Genomic DNA, 21,101 nt, shown 5'->3' on the forward strand with positions numbered 1-21,101 from the left:
TAGGCTTTGAAGTCACCAAAGTATTTGGTGATCGCTGCGGTCAGTGTGGTTTTGCCGTGGTCAACGTGACCAATCGTGCCAATGTTCACGTGCGGTTTGGAACGTTCAAACTTTGCCTTAGCCATGATGGCCTCCTTGATATGGGGTTGGGGGAGCGGGTGTCCGCTCCCCGAATTCTATTAAGCGAATTTCGCCTGGATCTCTTCGGAGATATTCGAAGGTACGGGCTCGTAATGGTCGAACTGCATCGAGAACTGCGCACGGCCCGAGGACATGGAGCGCAATGTGTTGATGTAGCCGAACATGTTGGCGAGCGGAACGAAAGATTCGATCGCAACCGCGTTGCCGCGAGGCTCCTGACCGGACACCTGACCCCGACGGGAGGTGAGGTCACCAATGATACCACCAGTGTATTCTTCTGGTGTGATCACTTCGACTTTCATCACCGGTTCGAGCATTTTCGCGCCAGCTTTGCGCATGCCTTCACGCATACACATACGGGCAGCGATTTCGAACGCGAGGACCGAGGAGTCAACGTCGTGGAACTTACCATCGACGAGAACAACCTTGAAGTCGATCACGGGGAAGCCAGCCAGAGGACCGGAGTCCATGACAGAACGAATACCCTTTTCAACACCGGGGATGTACTCTTTTGGAACCGAACCACCAACGATCTGGGATTCGAACGAGAACCCTTCACCTGGCTCTGTTGGCGAGATGATCATTTTCACTTCGCCGAACTGACCCGAACCACCCGACTGTTTCTTGTGGGTGTAGGTGTGCTCGACTTCGTGGGAAATCGTTTCGCGGTAAGCCACCTGTGGCGCGCCGATGTTGGCCTCCACTTTGAACTCACGACGCATACGGTCCACGAGAATGTCGAGGTGAAGTTCGCCCATGCCCTTCATGATGGTCTGACCGGATTCGATGTCGGTTTCCACACGGAAGGATGGATCCTCAGCCGAAAGACGCTGAAGCGCGATGCCCATTTTCTCTTGGTCACCTTTGGTTTTCGGCTCAACAGCGATCTCGATCACAGGATCGGGGAACGTCATTGTTTCGAGAACAACAGGCTCGGACGGAGAACACAGTGTGTCACCGGTCGTCGTGCTTTTCAAACCACCGAGCGCAATGATGTCACCAGCAAATGCTTCGGTGATTTCTTCGCGTTCGTTGGAGTGCATCATCATCATACGGCCAACGCGCTCTTTGTTACCCTTGGTAGAGTTGAGCATGTTGTCACCCTTGGCAAGGGTCCCCGAGTAAATCCGCGTGAACGTCAGCGAGCCGACAAAGGGGTCGTTCATGATTTTGAACGCCAGTGCCGAGAACGCCATATTATCGTCCGCGCGACGCGGGATATTACGGGTTTCTGTCTCGTCACCAGGTTTAAAGCCCATGTAGTCGATCACGTCGAGCGGGCTCGGCAGATAGTCGACAACAGCGTTGAGCAGCGGCTGAACGCCGATGTTCTTGAACGCGGAACCGCCCAGAATAGGCACGAAAGAGACGCTCAGACATGCTTTGCGGATCAATTCACGCAGCTTCGCAACGTCAGGCTCTGTGCCTTCAAGATAGGCTTCCATAGCGTCGTCGTCTTGCTCAACAGCGGCTTCGATCAGCTTTTCACGCCACTCGGTAGCCTGATCCACGAGCGAGTCGCGGATCGGAGCCTTGATCCAGGATGCACCGAGGTCTTCGCCCTGCCACAACCATTCTTCCATGGTGACGAGGTCAATCAGACCCTCAAGCTCGGTTTCGGAACCGATGGGCAGCGCGATCGGAATCGCCCGCGCACCAGTGCGGTCTTCGATCATTTCGACGCACTTGAAGAAGTCCGCACCGATTTTGTCCATTTTGTTGACAAAAACCATACGTGGAACTTTGTAGCGGTCGGCCTGACGCCAGACAGTTTCGGTCTGGGGCTCAACACCGGCGTTGCCGTCAAGAACGACAACGGCGCCATCAAGCACGGCCAGCGAGCGTTCAACTTCGATTGTGAAGTCAACGTGGCCGGGCGTGTCGATGATGTTCATACGGTGCTTGGCTGAATCAGGCTCAGTGCCTGTTTCAGTGCGTTCCCAGAATGTCGTCGTCGCAGCGGAGGTAATGGTAATACCCCGTTCCTGCTCCTGCTCCATCCAGTCCATAGTCCCGGCACCATCATGGGTTTCGCCCATGGTGTGGTTCTTGCCCGTGTAGAACAAGATGCGTTCGGACACAGTGGTTTTACCGGCATCGATGTGCGCAATAATACCAAAGTTCCGGTATAGTTCGAGGGGATAGTCGCGTGCCATATTGGTGCTTCCCTATTACCAGCGGTAGTGGCTGAACGCTTTGTTCGCGTCGGCCATCTTGTGCGTATCTTCGCGCTTTTTCACGGCGGAACCACGACCGTTGACTGCGTCGAGCAGCTCACCGGCAAGGCGTTCTTCCATCGTGTTTTCGTTGCGACCGCGCGAGGCGGTGATCAGCCAACGAATGGCGAGAGCTTCGCGACGCTCAACGCGTACTTCGACGGGCACCTGATAGGTGGCACCACCAACGCGGCGGGAGCGAACTTCAACGGATGGCTTCACGTTCTCGAGAGCTTCGTGGAAAACCTCGATCGGGGCTTTCTTCAGCTTGTCTTCGACGCGGGTCAGGGCGTTGTACACAATGCGCTCGGCGGCAGATTTCTTGCCATCGATCATCAGGTTGTTCATGAATTTTGTCAGAACCTTATCGCCATACTTGGCGTCAGGCAGGACTTCGCGCTTTTCAGCGGCGTGACGACGGGACATACCAGTCTCTCCTTACTTAGGACGCTTAGCGCCGTATTTCGAACGACGTTGCTTACGGTCTTTGACACCTTGAGTATCAAGAACACCGCGGAGAATGTGGTAGCGCACACCGGGAAGGTCTTTTACGCGACCGCCACGGATCAGAACCACAGAGTGCTCCTGAAGGTTGTGGCTTTCACCGGGGATGTAAGAGATGACCTCGAAGCCATTCGTCAGGCGCACTTTGGCGACTTTACGCATAGCGGAGTTCGGTTTTTTCGGGGTGGTGGTGTAGACGCGCGTACAAACGCCACGCTTCTGGGGACACTGCTCCAGATGCATGGACTTGGAACGCTTGACTTTAGGCTGACGCGGCTTGCGGATCAGCTGTTGAATCGTTGGCATGGGCTATTCCCGTTCCTAACTCAAGTGCTGCCTCGACGACGCCGAGGCGGTGAATATCAATGCATTACACGAGGTTCGCATAACGCAAAACGCCGCAATCGTTTCCATTCCGAGGCAAACGACGCGGTGAGTTCGCAGAGGATCGGCACCAAGTAAGCGGTACGGACCTTGATCACTACAATTTTGAATGCGGCAATTTCAGGGATTTCCCCTCTAGCCGGATTGCGCGCGGTATATGGAGAGTCGGACCCCTTGTCAACAGGCGCTCACCCGTGGGGCCGTGTTCCACGCTCCACGGGGAGGGGCGCCACCGGCTGCGCGGCGCGGCGGCGGGCCATTCGGGCCTCACGCAGCACCGTAAAGAGGCCCGTGGCCGCAATGAGCGCCGCCCCCAACAGGGACCACAGATCGGGCCATTCGTCAAAGAACACCAACCCCAGAACCAGAGCCCACACGAGGCTTGAATACCGGTATGGCGCGGTAAAGGTCATATCGGCCATCCGCACCACCGTGATCGAAAGCGTATAGCCGACAATCAACAATCCGGCTGCGGCGAGGATCAAACCGGCAACGGGCCACGTCACCGGAACCCAGTCCGTCCCGATCGAGGCCACACCCGCACCCGCGGTCACAAACAGCACGGCAAAGAGCGTCACAGTGGCCGTTGGCACCTGCGCCGACATCGCCCGCACACACATGTCGCGCAGCGTGATGAACACCACCGCGCCAAAGGCCCAAAGCGCGTAAACCGAGAAATCGCCGGTACCGGGCTTGATGATGAGCATCGCGCCGGTAAAGCCAAGCGCCACCGCGAGGGTGCGCCGCCATCCCAACGGATCGCGAAATACCAGAAAGCCCGCGAGGGCGATGGTCAACGGCACCATCTGTTCAATCGCCACGGCATTGGCAAAGCGCATGTTGGCGACCGCATAGAGAAAGGTGAACGCGGCCCCCGCCTCGCACATGGAGCGCGCAACCACGAGCGCCCAATCGCGCCGTGACAGATCAAATCTCAACCGGCCCAACAATGGCAGGACCACGACGATCACCATCACGATATTGACCAAACCGCGTAGAAAAATCGCCTGGAACAGGGGCAAATGCGCCAGAACGCCCTTCATAATGGAATCGTTGATCGTAAAGGCGGCCATCGCGCCCACCATGACCAAGGCGGCTTTGGCATTGTTGGTGGCTGTGCTCATCCCGGTCCGGCTTTCATTGTTCTGCCCTGCCCCGCTACCACCGCGGATCTGTTTTGAAAAGTGATTTACATTCGCGGTTCAGTTGGGTGACATGTGAACAAAGAGGCGAACCAACCCCATGCGATACACCGTAGCAGCAACTGTGCGAAATGAGGGGCCGTTCCTGTTGGAATGGCTCGCGTGGCAAAAGATGCTCGGGTTTGATGACGTCCTGTTCGTCCACAACGATTGCACCGATCATTCCGCCGAACTGATGCGCGTTCTGGCGGATGCGGGGTGGTGTCTGGAGCACGAACATGTGCCGGGGGATCTGGCACCGGTGCGATCCGGCCTTGATGCCATGCGCGCCCATCCGGTGATGGAAACAACCGACTGGCTGTTCATTTGCGACGTGGATGAGTACCTAATCCCGAAACTTGGCGACCGCACCGTGGCCGCGTTTTTACGGGGCAAGGAACAGCGGTTCGCGGGGGTCGCCGTCCAGTGGAAGGTGTTCGGTACGTCCGGTTTGATCCTGTATGAGGACAGTTTTCTACACCGGACCTTTATGCGCGGCGCAAAGACCCACAGCCACCCCAACGGGTTCTTCAAAAGCTTCCTCTACAAACCGTTGCGCTTTCGCAAGTTTTCCCCGCATTCACCGCGCGGCATGGATGTGGAGGGGACGTGGGGCGAGGCCCCGAACCAATGGGGGCGGGCCAATGGAAAGGCCTTTGACCTTGATCCCAACGGCGAGCACCGGCAACGGACCAAGCGACCGTTCATCACCCATGACGGCGCACAGCTCAATCACTATGTCACCAAATGGATCGAGAGCGTGGACTATAAACTCGGCAATGTCTGCCCGCTGCGCAAAGGCGATGTGCCGCGCTATAGCGAGGAGTTCTTCGACATCCACGACCGCAATGACGCCTATGACGGCAAGGCGTTACGGTTCGACGCGCGGTTTGATGCGGTCTATGCACAGATCACGGCAGTGCCGCGCGTGATGGCGCTGCACCATCTGTGCTGCGCGGATTACATCAGGGCCATCCACGACAAGCGCGGCACAAACGCCGCCGACGATCCCCGTTACGCCGCCCACATGGAGCAGGCCGCCGCCCACTCCGAATAGGCCAGCGCCGCGCGGTTACCGGCGCGCCGTTCGCCCGCAGCGCCCCGACATCCAAAACGAAAAAGGGCCCCACACGGTGCGGAGCCCTTTTCAATTTTATGCGCCGTGAGGCTTATGCATCGTCCTCGGGTGTCTCGACAGGTGCCGCGTCCATGACGTCGGCGGAGACATCCGCAACAGGGGCGGCCAATGCGGCGGCGGCTTCGGCCTCTGCACGGGCTTCCTCGATCACAGCACCATCGCGGTCGGCAGCGATTTTGCGCACGCGCATCGTCGCACCACCGGTACCGGCAGGGATCAAGCGACCCACGATGACGTTCTCTTTGAGGCCGACAAGCTTGTCGCGTTTGCCCTGTACGGACGCCTCGGTGAGAACACGTGTGGTCTCCTGGAAGGACGCTGCGGAGATGAACGAACGCGTTTGGAGCGACGCCTTGGTAATCCCGAGCAAGATCGGCTGACCTTTGGCGTGACGGCCACCTTTGCTTTCGGCCTTGGCGTTGGCTTCGTCGAACTCGGCCTTATCCACGTTCTCGCCTTTGAGAAGTGTGGTGTCACCGCTTTCCAGGATTTCCCATTTCTGGAGCATCTGGCGCACGATCACTTCGATGTGTTTGTCGTTAATTTTCACACCTTGGAGACGGTACACGTCCTGAACTTCGTTGATCATGTAGTCGGCCAGAGCCTCGACGCCCATGATGGCAAGAATATCGTGCGGCGCGGGGTTACCGTCCATCAGATACTCACCCTTCTGGATGAAGTCGCCTTCGCCCACGGGGATGTGCTTGCCCTTCGGCACCATGTACTCGACCGGCTCCATCGACGTGTCAGCCGGTTCGATGGAAATGCGACGCTTGTTCTTGTAGTCGCGGCCAAAGCGCACGTAACCGTCGATTTCCGCGATAATCGCGTGATCTTTCGGACGACGTGCCTCGAAAAGTTCGGCAACACGCGGCAGACCACCGGTGATGTCTTTGGTTTTCGCGCCTTCGCGTGGGATACGTGCAATCACATCACCCGCTTTGATGTCCTGACCGTCCTCAACCGAAAGGATGGCGTCCACGGACATCAGGTAGGTGACGGGGTTGCCGCCATCATTACGCACAGGTTCGCCGTCATCGCCAAGGATGAGCAACTCAGGCTTGAGATCGCCACCTTTGGGAACGGAGCGCCAGTCGGACACGATTTTCTGTGTCATACCGGTTGCATCATCGGTCACATCACGCACCGACAGGCCCGAGATGAGATCGACGAATTTCGCTTTACCCGCTTTTTCCGCAATGATCGGAAGTGTGTAGGGGTCCCACTCGAACAGTTTGTCGCCACGCTTGATGTCATCGCCTTCCGCGATGAAGACCTTTGTCCCGTAGCCCAGTTTGAACGACGCGCGCTCCACACCATGTTCATCGACCAAGGCCATGGACATGCTACGGGCCATAACGATTTTCTCGCCATGTGCGTTTTCAAGCAGGTTGGCGTTGGTGAAGACCACCTTACCCTCCTGGTTGGCTTCCTGGAACGACTGTTGGCCACCCTGTGCAACCCCACCAATGTGGAATGTACGCATGGTCAACTGTGTACCGGGCTCACCGATGGACTGTGCGGCGATAATACCGACAGACTCGCCCTGGTTCACCATGGTGCCGCGTGACAGGTCACGACCGTAGCACATGGCGCAAACGCCCTCTTCTGCCTCACAGGTCAACGGGGAACGGATGCGCATGGATGCAACACCGGCCTCTTCGACCAGATCGGCTTTGCGCTCGTCGATGAGTTCGTTCTTGGCCAGAAGCACTTCGTCTGTGCCCGGTTTGAGAACTTCATCGGCGGAGACGCGCCCGAGGATACGCTCGGCCAGCGAGGACACCACTTCACCATCGTTCACAGCCGCTTCTGCGGTGATCGCGATGTCGGTGCCACAATCGACCTGACGGATGATGCAGTCTTGTGCAACGTCCACGAGGCGACGTGTGAGGTAACCGGAGTTCGCTGTTTTAAGCGCGGTATCGGACAGACCCTTACGGGCACCGTGTGTCGAGTTAAAGTACTCGAGCACGGTCAGGCCTTCTTTAAAGTTGGAGATAATCGGCGTTTCGATAATCTCGCCCGACGGTTTCGCCATCAGGCCGCGCATACCGCCCAACTGTTTCATCTGTGTGACCGAGCCACGCGCACCGGAGTGGGCCATCATGTAAACCGAGTTCGGTTCCATTTCGGCGCCATTTTCGTCGCGCTTGCTTGCCGAGATCGTCGACATCATGGCTTCGGTGACTTTGTCGTTACACTTCGCCCAGGCATCGACAACCTTGTTGTACTTCTCGCCCTGAGTGATCAGGCCGTCCATGTACTGTTGTTCGAAATCTTTGACGAGGCCACGGGTTTCATCCACCAATGTCCATTTGTTGTCGGGGATCACCATGTCGTTCTTGCCGAACGAAATGCCGCCCTTGAACGCTTCGCGGAAGCCAAGGGTCATGATCTGGTCACAGAAAATCACAGACTCTTTCTGACCACAGTAGCGGTAGACAGTGTCGATGACTTTTTGCACGTCTTTCTTACGCAGCAGCGTGTTGACGAGGTCAAACGGCGCTTTTGCGTTCAGCGGCAACAAACCACCAAGGCGCAAACGGCCCGGCGTGGTGTCGAACAAAACAGCGACTTCCTGACCGTTCTCGTCGATCTGTGGAATACGCGCCTTGATTTTGGCGTGCAGGTGGACTTCGCCGGCGTTCAATGCGTGCTCTACTTCTTCGATATCGGAGAAGATCATGCCCTCACCGACCATGCCCTCACGTTCCATCGTGACGTAGTAGAGACCCAAAATCATATCCTGTGACGGAACAATGATCGGCGCGCCGTTGGCGGGCGACAGAACGTTGTTCGTGGACATCATCAAAACGCGGGCTTCGAGCTGTGCCTCAAGAGAGAGCGGCACGTGAACAGCCATCTGGTCCCCGTCGAAGTCGGCGTTAAACGCGGAACACACGAGGGGGTGAAGCTGAATGGCTTTGCCTTCGATCAGCGTGGGTTCGAACGCCTGAATCCCGAGACGGTGAAGCGTTGGCGCACGGTTCAACAGAACGGGGTGCTCACGGATCACTTCGTCGAGAATGTCCCACACTTCGGGACGCTCTTTTTCAACAAGTTTCTTCGCCTGTTTCACGGTCGAGGAATAGCCTTTGGCCTCCAGACGCGAATAGATGAACGGCTTGAACAGTTCGAGCGCCATCTTTTTGGGCAGACCACACTGGTGCAACTTCAACTCGGGACCGGTCACGATGACCGAACGACCGGAGAAGTCGACGCGTTTACCCAAAAGGTTCTGACGGAAGCGACCTTGTTTCCCCTTCAGCATGTCGGAGAGCGATTTCAACGGACGCTTGTTGGCACCGGTGATGACGCGACCACGACGGCCGTTGTCGAACAGGGCGTCGACGGATTCCTGCAACATACGTTTCTCGTTGCGCACGATGATATCGGGTGCACGCAGCTCGATGAGGCGCTTGAGACGGTTGTTCCGGTTGATCACACGACGATAGAGATCGTTGAGGTCGGAGGTCGCGAAACGGCCACCATCAAGCGGCACAAGCGGACGGAGCTCTGGCGGGATCACGGGGACCACGGTCAGGATCATCCACTCGGGACGGTTGCCGGATTCAAGAAAGCTTTCGACGATCTTCAAACGTTTGATGATCTTCTTGGGCTTCAATTCGCCAGTCGCCTCTTTGAGGTCTTCGCGCAGTTGTTCTGCGGCGGACTCGAGGTCGATGTTCGACAACATTTTACGGATGGCTTCGGCGCCGATGTCGGCTTCGAACGCGTCCATGCCATAGATGTCTTGCGCGTCCATGAACTCCTCTTCGGTCATCATCTGACCGTAGGTGAGATCGGTAAGACCCGGCTCAATCACGACGTAGTTTTCGAAATACAGCACACGCTCAAGGTCGCGCAGCGTCATGTCGAGCATGAGGCCGATACGGCTTGGCAGGGATTTCAGGAACCAGATGTGTGCAACGGGCGCGGCCAGTTCGATATGACCCATACGCTCGCGGCGCACTTTCTGGAGGGTAACTTCGACACCACATTTCTCGCAGACAACGCCGCGATATTTCATGCGCTTATATTTGCCGCACAGGCATTCGTAGTCTTTGATCGGGCCAAAGATACGCGCACAAAACAGACCGTCACGCTCGGGTTTGAACGTGCGGTAGTTGATGGTTTCGGGCTTTTTGATCTCACCGTAGGACCACGACAGGATGCGCTCGGGCGATGCGAGAGAGACCTTGATCTCGTCAAACGTCGACGGCTGCGCCAGCGGGTTGAACGGGTTGGTTGAGAGTTCCTGGTTCATGTTTTGAGTTCCTCAAATTGTTGCGGAAGGGAGAGAGGGATAAGAGCCGGAGCCCTTATTCCTCATCCTCCGCATCCAGGAGTTCCATGTTCAGGCCGAGGCCACGGACTTCTTTGACAAGCACGTTGAAGCTTTCGGGAATGCCCGCTTCAAAGTTGTCTTCGCCCTTGACGATCGACTCGTAGACCTTGGCACGACCTGCGACGTCATCCGATTTGACTGTGAGCATCTCTTGCAGCGTGTATGCCGCGCCATATGCTTCCAGTGCCCAGACTTCCATCTCACCAAAGCGCTGACCACCGAACTGCGCCTTACCACCGAGCGGCTGCTGGGTGACGAGCGAGTATGGACCCGTGGAACGGGCGTGGATCTTGTCGTCCACAAGGTGGTGCAGTTTGAGCAGGTATTTGACGCCAACGGTGACTTTACGCGCGAATTGTTCGCCCGTACGGCCATCGAAGAGCACCGATTGTGCCGAGGTGTCGAAACCGGCGCGCATGAGAGCGTCGTCGATATCGGCCTCTTTCGCACCGTCAAAGACGGGCGTTGCAACCGGAACACCGACCCGGGTCACGTTCGATGCGGCTTCGAGCATCAGGTCGTCGTCCATGTTTTCAAAGCCTTCGGCGTACACGTCATCGCCGTAGACGAATTTGAGCGCGTCACGCACAGGGGTCATATCGCCGGAACGGCGGTATTCCTGAAGCGCTTCGTCCACCTGAATACCAAGCGCACGGGACGCCCAACCCATGTGGGTCTCAAGGATCTGACCGACGTTCATACGCGATGGCACGCCGAGCGGGTTGAGACAGAAGTCGACGGGTGTCCCATCCGCAAGGAATGGCATGTCTTCCATCGGAACAACGCGGGAAATAACACCTTTGTTGCCGTGACGACCGGCCATTTTATCACCGGGCTGAAGCTTGCGCTTCACGGCGATGAACACTTTGACCATCTTCATCACACCGGGTGGAAGATCGTCGCCGCGGCGCACTTTTTCGACCTTGTCTTCAAAGCGGTGCTCAAGCGCACGTTTTTGAACATCGTACTGGCTGTTCAACGCTTCGACGATTTGGGCGTCTGCCTCATCCTCGAGCGCAAGCTGCCACCACTGGCCTTTGGACAGTTGGCCAAGCAGATCTTCGTCAACGGCCACATTGGCTTTGACGCCTTTGGGGCCTTTGACAGCAACTTTGCCGAGCAACTGCTCTTTGAGACGGGCGTAGATGTTGCGATCAAGGATCGCCATCTCGTCGTCGCGGTCACGGGCGAGGCGTTCGATTTCCTCACGCTCGATCTGGACCGAACGCTCGTCTTTTTCGACGCCGTGACGGTTAAAGACGCGCACTTCCACGACGGTACCGTAGTCACCGGGCTTCACACGCAACGAGGTGTCGCGCACGTCAGAGGCTTTCTCACCAAAGATGGCGCGCAGGAGTTTTTCCTCCGGCGTCATCGGGCTTTCGCCCTTCGGCGTGATCTTACCAACAAGGATATCGCCGGGCTCGACGTGAGCACCGATGTACACGATACCGGCCTCGTCGAGGTTGCGCAGGGCTTCCTCGCCGACGTTCGGAATATCGCGGGTGATTTCCTCTGGCCCGAGTTTCGTATCGCGGGCCGCGACTTCGAATTCCTCGATGTGAACCGATGTGAAGACGTCGTCACGCGCGATGCGCTCGGAGATCAGGATGGAGTCTTCGTAGTTGTATCCATTCCAGGGCATAAACGCGACGATCACGTTTTTACCCAGAGCCAGTTCGCCCATATCCGTGGACGGACCATCGGCGATCACTTCGCCTTTGCCAACCGTTTGACCGACCTTCACCAACGGGCGTTGGTTGATACATGTGTTCTGGTTCGAACGCTGGAATTTGCGCAGACGGTAGATGTCCACGCCCGCGTCCCCCAGACCGAGGTCTTCTGTTGCACGCACCACGATGCGGGTTGCGTCCACCTGGTCAATGATACCACCGCGGGCCGCCTGAATGGCCGCACCGGAGTCGATGGCCACTTTGCCTTCCATACCGGTGCCGACAACGGGCGCCTCGGCCCGCAAAAGCGGAACGGCCTGACGTTGCATGTTCGAGCCCATGAGAGCGCGGTTGGCGTCATCGTTTTCAAGGAACGGGATGAGCGCCGCAGCAACGGAGACCAGCTGTTTTGGCGAAACGTCGATCAAGTCCACGTTTTCAGGCGGGTTGAGCGCGTGCTCGCCCGACTGGCGTGTGGACACGAAGTCGTTCACAAAACGGCCCGTTTCGTCGAGTGTCGCGTTGGCCTGAGCCACCGTGTGACGCATCTCTTCGGTTGCGGACATGTATTGAACGTCGTCGGTCACCTGACCATCGACAACGCGACGGTACGGGGTTTCGATGAAGCCGTATTTGTTGACGCGCGCAAAGGTTGCGAGCGAGTTGATCAGACCGATGTTCGGACCCTCGGGGGTCTCGATCGGACACATACGACCGTAGTGCGTGATGTGAACGTCACGGACCTCAAAGCCGGCACGTTCGCGTGTCAGACCACCTGGCCCAAGCGCGGAGAGGCGACGTTTGTGCGTCACTTCGGAGAGCGGGTTGGTTTGGTCCATGAACTGCGACAGCTGCGAGGAGCCGAAGAATTCGCGCACGGCCGCGGCTGCGGGTTTGGCGTTGATGAGGTCTTGCGGCATAACCGTATCGATCTCGACGGAGGACATACGTTCCTTGATCGCGCGCTCCATGCGCAACAGACCAACGCGGTACTGGTTTTCCATCAATTCGCCAACGGAACGCACACGGCGGTTGCCGAGGTGGTCGATGTCGTCGATGTCGCCACGGCCGTCACGCAATTCAACGAGCGCCTTGATACATTTGACGATATCTTCGCGGTCGAGCGTGCGCTGTGTGTCCTCTTTGTCGAGAGCAAGGCGCATGTTCATTTTCACGCGACCAACCGCCGAGAGATCATAGCGCTCGCCGTCAAAGAACAGGCTGTCGAACAGGTTCGAGGCGGCCTCGACGGTGGGCGGCTCGCCCGGACGCATCACGCGGTAGATGTCCATGAGCGCGGTTTCGCGGTTCATGTTCTTGTCGACGGCAAGCGTGTTGCGGATGTAGGCACCCACGTTCACACCGTCGATATCGAGAACGGGCAGATCGGTCACACCGGCATTTTGCAGATCGAACAATGTGCCGCCAATGACGTCACCATCCTTGTCGAACTCAAGGGTCAACTCATCACCGGCCTCGATGTAGATCGCGCCGGTATCTTCGTTGATGATGTCTTTGGCAATGTAGCGGCCAACGATGTTCTCGTAGGGGACGAGCAACTCGGTGATTTCGCCACTGTCGATGATTTGCTTGACCTTGCGAGGGGTCATTTTCTCACCGGCTTTACAGATCAGCTCGCCAGTTGCGGCATCGACCAGATCGTATGTCGGACGGGTTCCGCGCACACGCTCGGGGAAGAACTTGGTCACCCAACCTTTGTTCTTCTCCAGTTTATAGTCGACGGTCTCGTAATAGGCATCACAGATGGATTCCTGATCCAGACCCAATGCATAAAGCAGGGTCGTCACAGGCAGTTTGCGACGACGGTCGATACGGGCAAAGACAACGTCTTTGGCATCGAACTCGAAATCCAACCACGAGCCACGGTACGGAATAATGCGACATGCAAACAGCAATTTACCCGACGAGTGGGTTTTGCCCTTGTCGTGGTCAAAGAACACGCCCGGCGAACGGTGCATCTGGGAAACGATCACACGCTCGGTGCCGTTGACGACAAAGGTGCCGTTTGGCGTCATGAGTGGCATATCACCCATGAACACGTCCTGCTCCTTGATGTCCTTAACCGATTTCGCGCCGGTATCCTCGTCCACATCAAACACGATGAGACGCAGGGTCACCTTGAGCGGTGCGGAGTAGGTCATGTCACGCTGCTGACATTCTTCGACGTCGTATTTTGGAACTTCCAGTTCGTATTTTACGAACTCGAGCACGGAGGTCTCGTTGAAATCCTTAATCGGGAATACCGATTGGAAAACGCCTTTGATCCCTTCGCCGTCCAGAGGCTCGGGCGCATCGCCGGAGTTCAGGAACAGGTCATAGGAAGCTTTCTGAACCTCGATGAGGTTCGGCATTTCGAGAACTTCACGAATTTTGCCGTAGTATTTGCGGAGCCGTTTCTGGCCGAGGAAGGTCGAAGCCATTCGCGTCTTTACCTTTCGATTTTCGAGAGCGACATGAGCCGGTGGGCGCCGGTGCATGTACCCTTACGAAACGAAGCTGTCCGGTCTATTCCTGCATTCGTCCCACCGAATGCTCCCGACCATGGACCCTTCTTAGAAAACGCCTTGCCGCACCTGCGGCGCACACAGGCGCTTTCTAAGAGGGGTATCTTAAGGTTTTGCAGCCCCAAGACAGGTTCGGCTGGACCCCGAAATTCGGGATCCAGCCTTGTATTCTAACGCCCTCGAAAGGGCAGGTTCGCTTAGGCGACCTCGACGGTTGCGCCAGCTGCTTCCAGCTTGCCCTTAACGTCGTCGGCTTCGTCCTTGGACACGCCTTCTTTGATTTTGCCGCCAGCTTCAACAAGCTCTTTAGCTTCTTTGAGGCCGAGACCCGTGATCGCACGAACTTCTTTGATCACGTTGATTTTGGAAGCACCAGCGTCTTTGAGAACGACGTCGAATTCTGTCTTCTCTTCTGCTGCTGCGCCACCGGCGTCGCCGCCACCGGCAACCATTACGGCGCCGCCAGCTGCTGGCTCGATGCCATATTCGTCTTTAAGGATTTCTTTCAGCTCTTGAGCTTCGAGAAGGGTGAGACCAACGATCTCTTCTGCAAGTTTCTTCAGATCAGCCATTGTACTGTTTCCGTTTAGTTAAGGGTGTGTTCTAGCGGGCGTTTGACATCCCACGCAGATACAAAAGATTGCTTAAGCAGCCTTTTCCTCGATTGTGGAAAGGATGCTCGCGATGTTCGAAGCGGGTGCGCCAATCGCGCCGGCGATGTTGGAAGCAGGTGCCCCAATGCAGCTCGCGATTTGAGCAAGAAGCTCGTCGCGGGAAGGCATTTTGGAAACGCGCTCAACACCAACAACGTCAAGACTTTCGCCGCCCATAGAGCCACCGAGAATTTGAAGCTTCTCGTTGGTCTTTGCAAATTCCACAGCAACCTTAGCGGCCGCAACGGGATCTACAGAATAGGCGAGGACAGTCATGCCGCTGAGAAGGCCACCAACAGATGCGTTGGGGGTGCCTTCCAAGGCGATTTTAGCAAGCCGGTTCTTGGCAACGCGAACTGCACCACCTGCGTCACTCATACGAGCGCGCAAATCTTGCATTTCAGCAACCGTAAGACCTGCGTAGTGTGCTACCACGACTACGCCAGAGCTTTCAAAGATCTGGCCGAGTTCGTCGACCACTTTTTCTTTTTGTGCTCTATCCACAGTTTTACTCCAAGTATGGAGGGTTTCCCCTCCGGCTCATTGTACCGGATCTCTCCGGCGGTTCGGTCCTATCTACGGGAACGTCACCGCCGCGAGCTCACGGGAGCCCTTGGCTAAATGGCCTATCCCGTCTCAGGCAGGAAATTATGGACCCGAATGGATCCACCCACCGTCTCGGACGAAAGCAAAAATAGCGCACGACGAATCGCACGCTAGCTTGCAAGAGTGTCTTTAGAGGGAATTAACGCAGAGAGCAAGGGGAGTCGCCGCGCAAAGCTGCGCCACGGAGGCCTCGTCCAGGGCGTGATCGTATTATTGCGCTGCACCTGTACTGACGTCAAGCCAGTCGGGCTTTTCGGCTTCGAACTCTTGGAACTGAACCTTTACGGACATTGGCGTATCCAACGCATTGGCCGAAATCGGGAAACTATCATCCAGCGACAGGATTTCGCCCAAGGACGTGCCGCAGGTTTTGCAAAAGCAACGCCCATATTTATACGGCGCATCTGGCGTATAAAGGGCCACATTCTCTTTGCCTTGCACCCAAACCAGATGCTCCTTTTTGACAAAGACGATCGTGCTCGCGCCTGACTTTCGGCACCGCGAACAATGACAGGTACCCATTGTGGTTGGCTCCTGTGTGAGCTCAAACTTCACCGCCCCACAGCAGCAACTTCCCTGAATCATCGCACCATTACCTCCACCGTCGGTTAGCCCTGTCAGGAACAATACGTGAACAAAATATTTCACGCAATGACAGATATTGCATAGGCGCGCAGAAAAAGGGCGCCCCATTGGAGCGCCCTTTAAATCAATCTCCGCGGCGCATCGCACCTGCGGGATCTTATAGCTTAGTTGCCAGTGGCGTTGTCGACGTTGACTGTCACGCCCGGACCCATTGTAGAGGACACGACGATCTTCTGCATGTAGGTGCCTTTTGCGCCTGATGGCTTGGATTTCATCACGGCGTTCACAAAGGCACGCACGTTTTCAACCAATTGAGCTTCGCCAAAGGACACTTTGCCAACGCCTGCGTGTACAACACCGGCTTTTTCGGCTTTGAACTGCACTTCGCCGCCTTTAGCCGCTTCAACAGCCGCTTTGACGTCCATGGTCACTGTGCCGATTTTAGGGTTCGGCATCAGGTTGCGTGGGCCAAGGATTTTGCCGAGACGACCGACGATGGGCATCATGTCAGGTGTTGCGATGCAACGATCGAAATCGATCTTGCCGCCCTGAATAGCTTCCATCAGGTCTTCTGCACCGACGATATCTGCGCCTGCTGCGGTTGCTTCGTCAGCCTTGTCGCCACGGGCGAACACAGCAACGCGAACCGTTTTACCTGTGCCGTTCGGCAAGGTTACGGCGCCGCGCACCATCTGGTCTGCGTGACGGGGGTCAACGCCGAGGTTCAAAGCGATATCGAGGGTCTCGTCGAACTTTACGTTCGCGGCACCTTTGATCAGCGCAACTGCGTCTTCGACGGAGAGGTTTTCTTTGCCGGCGAAGGCGGCGCGAGCTGCGGTGGTACGTTTGCCAAGTTTAGCCATTACTTCACCTCGATGCCCATGGAGCGCGCGGACCCGATGATGATCTGCATAGCAGCATCGATGTCGTTTGCGTTCAGGTCTTTCATTTTCGCTTCGGCAATCTCTTTTACCTGAGCGACGGTCACGGAGCCAACAGTGTCACGGCCGGGATTGGTTGCACCCGACTTGAGCTTTGCGGCTTTCTTGAGGAAGTAGGACGCAGGGGGCGTCTTGATTTCCATCGTGAAAGATTTGTCTTGGTAGTATGTAATGATGGTTGGGCACGGGGAACCCGCTTCCATTTCCTGCGTCTTGGCGTTGAACGCCTTACAGAATTCCATAATGTTGATACCACGCTGACCAAGCGCCGGACCCACGGGTGGGGACGGGTTTGCTTGACCGGCGGGAACTTGCAGCTTCATCTTGCCTGCGAGCTTCTTAGCCATTGGCTTTTTCCTTTTCCAACCTCCGATAAGGCGCGCCTCACGGAGAACTACGTTGTGTGGTCAGGTCCGAGACTCGCGTGCCTCTCGCCTCCCACGGGGTATTGCGTCCCTTGCGGGGCGCGGCTCGCTCAGGACCGCTTCATGACCTGAGTGAATTCCAGTTCGACCGGCGTGGCGCGACCAAAGATCGACACCGATACCTTAAGGCGTTGGCTCGCCTCATCGACATCCTCGACCATGCCGTCAAAGCCCTCGAATGCACCTTCGGAGACAGAGACCTGCTCGCCAACTTCAAAGGTAATTGTGGAGCGTGGCGCTTCGGCGCCCTCTTCGACGCGACCAAGGATCGCTTCGACTTCGCTGTCACGCATCGGGACGGGCTTGCCAAACGAACCGAGAAAGCCGGTAACGCGGTTGATCGAGTTGATCAGGTGATAGCCCTGATCGGTCATTTCCATGCGCACGAGCACATAGCCCGGCATGAAACGGCGCTCGACGGTCACTTTTTTACCGCGGCGCACTTCGATCACTTCTTCTGTGGGAACCAGAACTTCGTCGAACTGGTCCTGAAGGCCCTTTTCTTCCACGGCCGTTTTGATCGCTTCGGCAATCTTTTTCTCGAAGTTCGAGAGAACGCTTACCGAATACCAACGCTTCGCCATGGGATCATTGCCTTTGTCTAATTCCGGCGTCGCCACCGGATCGTGTTTCAATCTCAAGCACTTATGTGCCGCTTTTCCGAACAATAAAGCGGCGCGCAACTCGAATCGCTGCACGCCCTGTTAGGTGAGTGCGCCCGCTCTACCGTCTCGGGCGTGCAAGTTCAAGCCTTTAGGGCGCAAACAAGCCCGGCGACGCCACCCCGCGCACTGCGTCAGGTGTCGCCAAAAACACCTGTCGGCAGCCCGTCCATCGAGGTTGTATTTTTCTCATCCCAATAGGCGCGGATATCGGCCTCGCTTTTGTCCGCCGCCCAATTGCGCAACGCCGGGCGGTCGCGGCTGTACTCGAACAGAGGCACGCCATAGCCACAGGAAGTTTGCACAAGGTCGATGTCCTGAACAAAAATCTGACGTGCGTTGACCGGAATGTCGCCACCGATGTGTTGCGCAAACAGGGTCGTAAACTCGGGCGCATCGCGATGCACCACCCGGCCACGCCCATACAGGCGCAAAATCATCGGCGGCCCCTCAAAGGCGCAAAACATCAGCGTCAAACGCCCGTCCGCGATCATATGTGCCGCCGTTTCGTTTCCCGACCCTGTGAGATCAAGGAACAAGGCCTCGTTCGCACCGGTAAGGCGCAAATACTCGGTCGAGCGCAGCATAAGATTTACGCGCGTATCCTGAGCGGCAGAACCACAAAAGAAGACATGTTGGCGCTCGATAAAGGCGCGCAATTTGTCGGAGATGGAATCGAATTGTTCAGCCAAGGGAGCCCCCTAAAGTGGCCCGACCCTATTCGCAAAGCGCAGTGGCTTATCCGACGAGGTTCAAAAGGCCTTGCAGTCCCGATTTGATGATAAGGTCAACGAGGAAGAAGAACACGGCCGTAATTGCCGCCATGATAAAGACCATAACGGTCGTCAACATCACTTCGCGGCGCGTTGGCCAGACGATCTTCGAGACCTCCGAGCGGACTTGCTGGATGAACTGAAGTGGGTTTGTCTTCGTGGCCATTGTCTATTCCTGAACCTACATGTGGTTGGGGGCATGTACGCCAGTGCGGCGGGGAATTCAAGCCCAACGCGCCCTGAAGTCTTTCAGGCGGCGTAAAAGACCGATCATCGCGCTGTTGCGGTAACGGGTTCGGGCGGCGATATCGCTATCCGAAGCGCGTTGGGTGACGATCTGTCTGGCGGCGCGACAGGCGATAAGGTCGGGAGAGGCGCGGCGCAACCAGTTGTACGCACCATCCACATGCATCGGGCCGCCCGCCGGATCCCCCGCCTCACGGGCCAACATCGCGTCGAGATAGGGGATCGCACGGGCAATCGCCGGTCCCCGCCACACAATCGCATGAGCACAGGTGATATCGGTGTCAGGCGCCACGCTGCGCCACCCGCGCCCGTGAGGCGTGCTTCCATCCATCAGGCGGAACCCGAGGTAGCTCATGTCCCAGTCGCGAGTCTCCAGATGCGCCGCAAGCTCCGCGCCCCTGCCACCACGCAACCGCATGGTGAACAGCGCATCGTCCTCCAGAATCAGGACCTGTTTATGACCCGCCCCGTGCGCGGCCTTGAGGGCGGTAAGGTGGCTGATAAAACAGCCGCGCGCACCGAGCGAGGGAAAGCTGCCCTGACTTTGCGGGCGATAGGCGGCGTGGCGGATCACATTGGGAGAGGCAAAGGACAGACCAATCCGCGCCAACTCACCCTCGATGGCGCGCAACCTGTCGGGGCGGCTGTCGAGATTGATCACATAGATCGCATCAAGGGCGGCAAAGGGATGGGGGGCCACGTGGTTCTCCGCGCAAACGTTTCTGGCCCACACTGGTAGCGGTGTGGATGCGCGGGCGCAATCAAACGCGGACGTCTTGGCGGAAAATGGCAGGGGCACCAGGGCTCGAACCCGGGACCTACGGTTTTGGAGACCGTCGCTCTACCAACTGAGCTATACCCCTACACGGTGCGCGAGTGGATACGAGAGGCAGGGTGGGTTTGCAAGCGCGAATATGCGCCGGCGGCGAATTTTCGGACCCATGCGTGTAATTCGTCAGTTGCGACGGCGTTGACGGGCCATCCACCGCAACCAGACCACGACACCCGCTTGCACCGCGACCACACCGATCAAGGACAGACAGAGCCAAAAGAACGCCGTGCCGCTCTGGATCCCCGGCATGCCGCCGACATTGACCCCGAACAGCCCCGTGAGAAAGCCAAGCGGCAGGAAAATCGCGGAAATCACCGACAAAACAAACATGTTGCGGTTGAGACGGTCGGACAGCTGACCCGACAACTCCTCGCGCAGAACAATCGCCTGATCACGCAACTCGTCGAGGTCCTCGACCACCCGCGTCATTTTTTGCGCTTCTTCCTCGATCTCGCGACGGGTTTCATCGTCGATGATGTCACAGCGGCTATCGGCAATGGCATGGATCACATCACGTTGGGGCGCAATAAAACGCCGCGCGGCAATGACCTTAAGGCGCAGGTTGACGACCTCGGAGCGCAACCCGTCCCCCGCATCGCGCACGATCCGGTCCTCCAAGGCCTCGGCTTGGGTGTCGAGATCGGCCTGAAACGCGGCAATCTTGCCCGTGACATCCTCGATCAGCTGCGTGAGGAACTGTCCGGCCGTTTCGGGACCGTGACCCGTGGATAGCGCCGCATCCATCCGCTCGATGGCGCGGGCATTGCGCAAAGACACCGTGACAATACGGTGCGCATCGATCCATAGACGCAAGGACACCATGTCCTCGGGGTCGGCCCCCTCGTTGAAGTTGATCAGACGCAGAATGATCATCAACCCGTCACCAAGGGCGGTCATGCGAGGCCGCGACTCCGGGTCCAGCAGCGCCTCGACCGCCTGCGGATCAAGGTAGTCAAGGTGGCTCGTGATCCAACTGGCGCTATCGGCATGGGTCCCGTCGAGATGGACCCAACCAAGCGTTTCGGCCTTGAGCACATGCCGCATCGCCTCGTCATCAAGCGACGTGCCACGCGCCGCGCCACTCAGGACATGCGCGTATTTGATGTGGCTGTCGAGCATAGGCGCGGTCCTCATGTTTCGCGATAAGGGCCATGATAGGACCTGAGACGCGAAGTGCAATCACCCGCCACGCCGCAGACAAAAAGGGCGCTCTTGGGAGCGCCCTTTTCAATTCGATTGTCAGCAGAGCCGACTATTCGACGTAC

Annotated in this window: 18 protein-coding genes and 1 tRNA gene; 1 reads left to right on the plus strand and 18 read right to left on the minus strand. The window is 57.2% G+C overall.

Features of this window, described 5'->3' with window-relative positions; all coding sequences use genetic code 11:
- The 5 genes from ACN0Q0_RS15560 to ACN0Q0_RS15580 all read right to left on the minus strand — a co-directional run.
- A partial coding sequence (locus ACN0Q0_RS15560; protein WP_417244276.1) for a GTP-binding protein occupies positions 1–125 on the minus strand: 125 nt, incomplete at its 3' end.
- Between the two features lie 54 nt (positions 126–179).
- Positions 180–2,297 (minus strand): elongation factor G, encoded by a 2,118-nt coding sequence (gene fusA, locus ACN0Q0_RS15565; protein WP_417244261.1) that lies wholly within the window; start codon positions 2,295–2,297, stop codon positions 180–182.
- Positions 2,298–2,312: 15 nt separating this feature from the next.
- Entirely contained in the window at positions 2,313–2,783 is a 471-nt protein-coding gene (rpsG, locus tag ACN0Q0_RS15570) for a 30S ribosomal protein S7 (protein WP_062217327.1), read from the minus strand.
- Between the two features lie 12 nt (positions 2,784–2,795).
- Positions 2,796–3,167 (minus strand): 30S ribosomal protein S12, encoded by a 372-nt coding sequence (gene rpsL / locus ACN0Q0_RS15575; RefSeq protein ID WP_005621086.1) that lies wholly within the window; start codon positions 3,165–3,167, stop codon positions 2,796–2,798.
- A 266-nt stretch (positions 3,168–3,433) separates the two neighbouring features.
- Positions 3,434–4,369, minus strand: coding sequence for a DMT family transporter (locus ACN0Q0_RS15580; protein ID WP_417244262.1), 936 nt, complete (start codon positions 4,367–4,369; stop codon positions 3,434–3,436).
- A 118-nt stretch (positions 4,370–4,487) separates the two neighbouring features.
- Here ACN0Q0_RS15580 and ACN0Q0_RS15585 point away from each other — a divergent pair, with 118 nt between their 5' ends.
- Positions 4,488–5,483 carry a glycosyltransferase family 2 protein gene (locus tag ACN0Q0_RS15585; RefSeq protein ID WP_417244263.1) on the plus strand — a complete coding sequence of 332 codons (996 nt, stop codon included), beginning with the start codon at positions 4,488–4,490 and terminating at the stop codon, positions 5,481–5,483.
- Between the two features lie 112 nt (positions 5,484–5,595).
- Here the strand turns inward: ACN0Q0_RS15585 and rpoC are convergent, their stop codons facing one another.
- From rpoC to ACN0Q0_RS15650, 13 genes are all read right to left on the minus strand, one after another.
- Entirely contained in the window at positions 5,596–9,834 is a 4,239-nt protein-coding gene (gene rpoC, locus ACN0Q0_RS15590) for a DNA-directed RNA polymerase subunit beta' (RefSeq protein WP_417244264.1), read from the minus strand.
- A gap of 55 nt (positions 9,835–9,889) precedes the next feature.
- Positions 9,890–14,029, minus strand: a complete 4,140-nt coding sequence (gene rpoB / locus ACN0Q0_RS15595; protein WP_417244265.1) for a DNA-directed RNA polymerase subunit beta — start codon at positions 14,027–14,029, stop codon at positions 9,890–9,892.
- Positions 14,030–14,310: 281 nt separating this feature from the next.
- Positions 14,311–14,685 carry a 50S ribosomal protein L7/L12 gene (gene rplL, locus ACN0Q0_RS15600; protein WP_417244266.1) on the minus strand — a complete coding sequence of 125 codons (375 nt, stop codon included), beginning with the start codon at positions 14,683–14,685 and terminating at the stop codon, positions 14,311–14,313.
- A gap of 72 nt (positions 14,686–14,757) precedes the next feature.
- A complete protein-coding gene (gene rplJ, locus ACN0Q0_RS15605; RefSeq protein ID WP_417244267.1) occupies positions 14,758–15,270 on the minus strand; it encodes a 50S ribosomal protein L10 in 513 nt (170 codons plus the stop codon).
- A gap of 312 nt (positions 15,271–15,582) precedes the next feature.
- Positions 15,583–15,894 carry a GFA family protein gene (locus tag ACN0Q0_RS15610; RefSeq protein WP_417244268.1) on the minus strand — a complete coding sequence of 104 codons (312 nt, stop codon included), beginning with the start codon at positions 15,892–15,894 and terminating at the stop codon, positions 15,583–15,585.
- A 227-nt stretch (positions 15,895–16,121) separates the two neighbouring features.
- Positions 16,122–16,820 carry a 50S ribosomal protein L1 gene (rplA, locus tag ACN0Q0_RS15615; RefSeq protein ID WP_417244269.1) on the minus strand — a complete coding sequence of 233 codons (699 nt, stop codon included), beginning with the start codon at positions 16,818–16,820 and terminating at the stop codon, positions 16,122–16,124.
- Positions 16,820–17,245: a 50S ribosomal protein L11 gene (gene rplK, locus ACN0Q0_RS15620; RefSeq protein WP_417244270.1), complete on the minus strand. Its 426-nt coding sequence runs from the start codon at positions 17,243–17,245 to the stop codon at positions 16,820–16,822. The genes rplA and rplK overlap by 1 nt, the downstream gene beginning before the upstream one ends.
- A 128-nt stretch (positions 17,246–17,373) precedes the next feature.
- Positions 17,374–17,907 carry a transcription termination/antitermination protein NusG gene (nusG, locus tag ACN0Q0_RS15625; protein WP_417244271.1) on the minus strand — a complete coding sequence of 178 codons (534 nt, stop codon included), beginning with the start codon at positions 17,905–17,907 and terminating at the stop codon, positions 17,374–17,376.
- Positions 17,908–18,119: 212 nt separating this feature from the next.
- Positions 18,120–18,677 (minus strand): pyridoxamine 5'-phosphate oxidase family protein, encoded by a 558-nt coding sequence (locus tag ACN0Q0_RS15630; protein WP_417244272.1) that lies wholly within the window; start codon positions 18,675–18,677, stop codon positions 18,120–18,122.
- 46 nt (positions 18,678–18,723) lie between these two features.
- The gene (secE, locus tag ACN0Q0_RS15635; RefSeq protein WP_417244273.1) at positions 18,724–18,924 is read right to left on the minus strand and encodes a preprotein translocase subunit SecE; all 201 of its coding nucleotides are present in this window, start codon (positions 18,922–18,924) and stop codon (positions 18,724–18,726) included.
- Positions 18,925–18,981: 57 nt separating this feature from the next.
- Positions 18,982–19,704 carry a glycosyltransferase family 25 protein gene (locus tag ACN0Q0_RS15640; protein WP_417244274.1) on the minus strand — a complete coding sequence of 241 codons (723 nt, stop codon included), beginning with the start codon at positions 19,702–19,704 and terminating at the stop codon, positions 18,982–18,984.
- A gap of 87 nt (positions 19,705–19,791) precedes the next feature.
- Positions 19,792–19,867, minus strand: a tRNA-Trp gene (locus ACN0Q0_RS15645).
- A 92-nt stretch (positions 19,868–19,959) separates the two neighbouring features.
- Entirely contained in the window at positions 19,960–20,955 is a 996-nt protein-coding gene (locus tag ACN0Q0_RS15650; protein ID WP_417244275.1) for a zinc transporter ZntB, read from the minus strand.
- Positions 20,956–21,101 lie beyond the last annotated feature (146 nt).

The organism is Celeribacter sp. (genome assembly GCF_048259695.1).
In the GTDB taxonomy this organism is placed as follows: domain Bacteria; phylum Pseudomonadota; class Alphaproteobacteria; order Rhodobacterales; family Rhodobacteraceae; genus Celeribacter.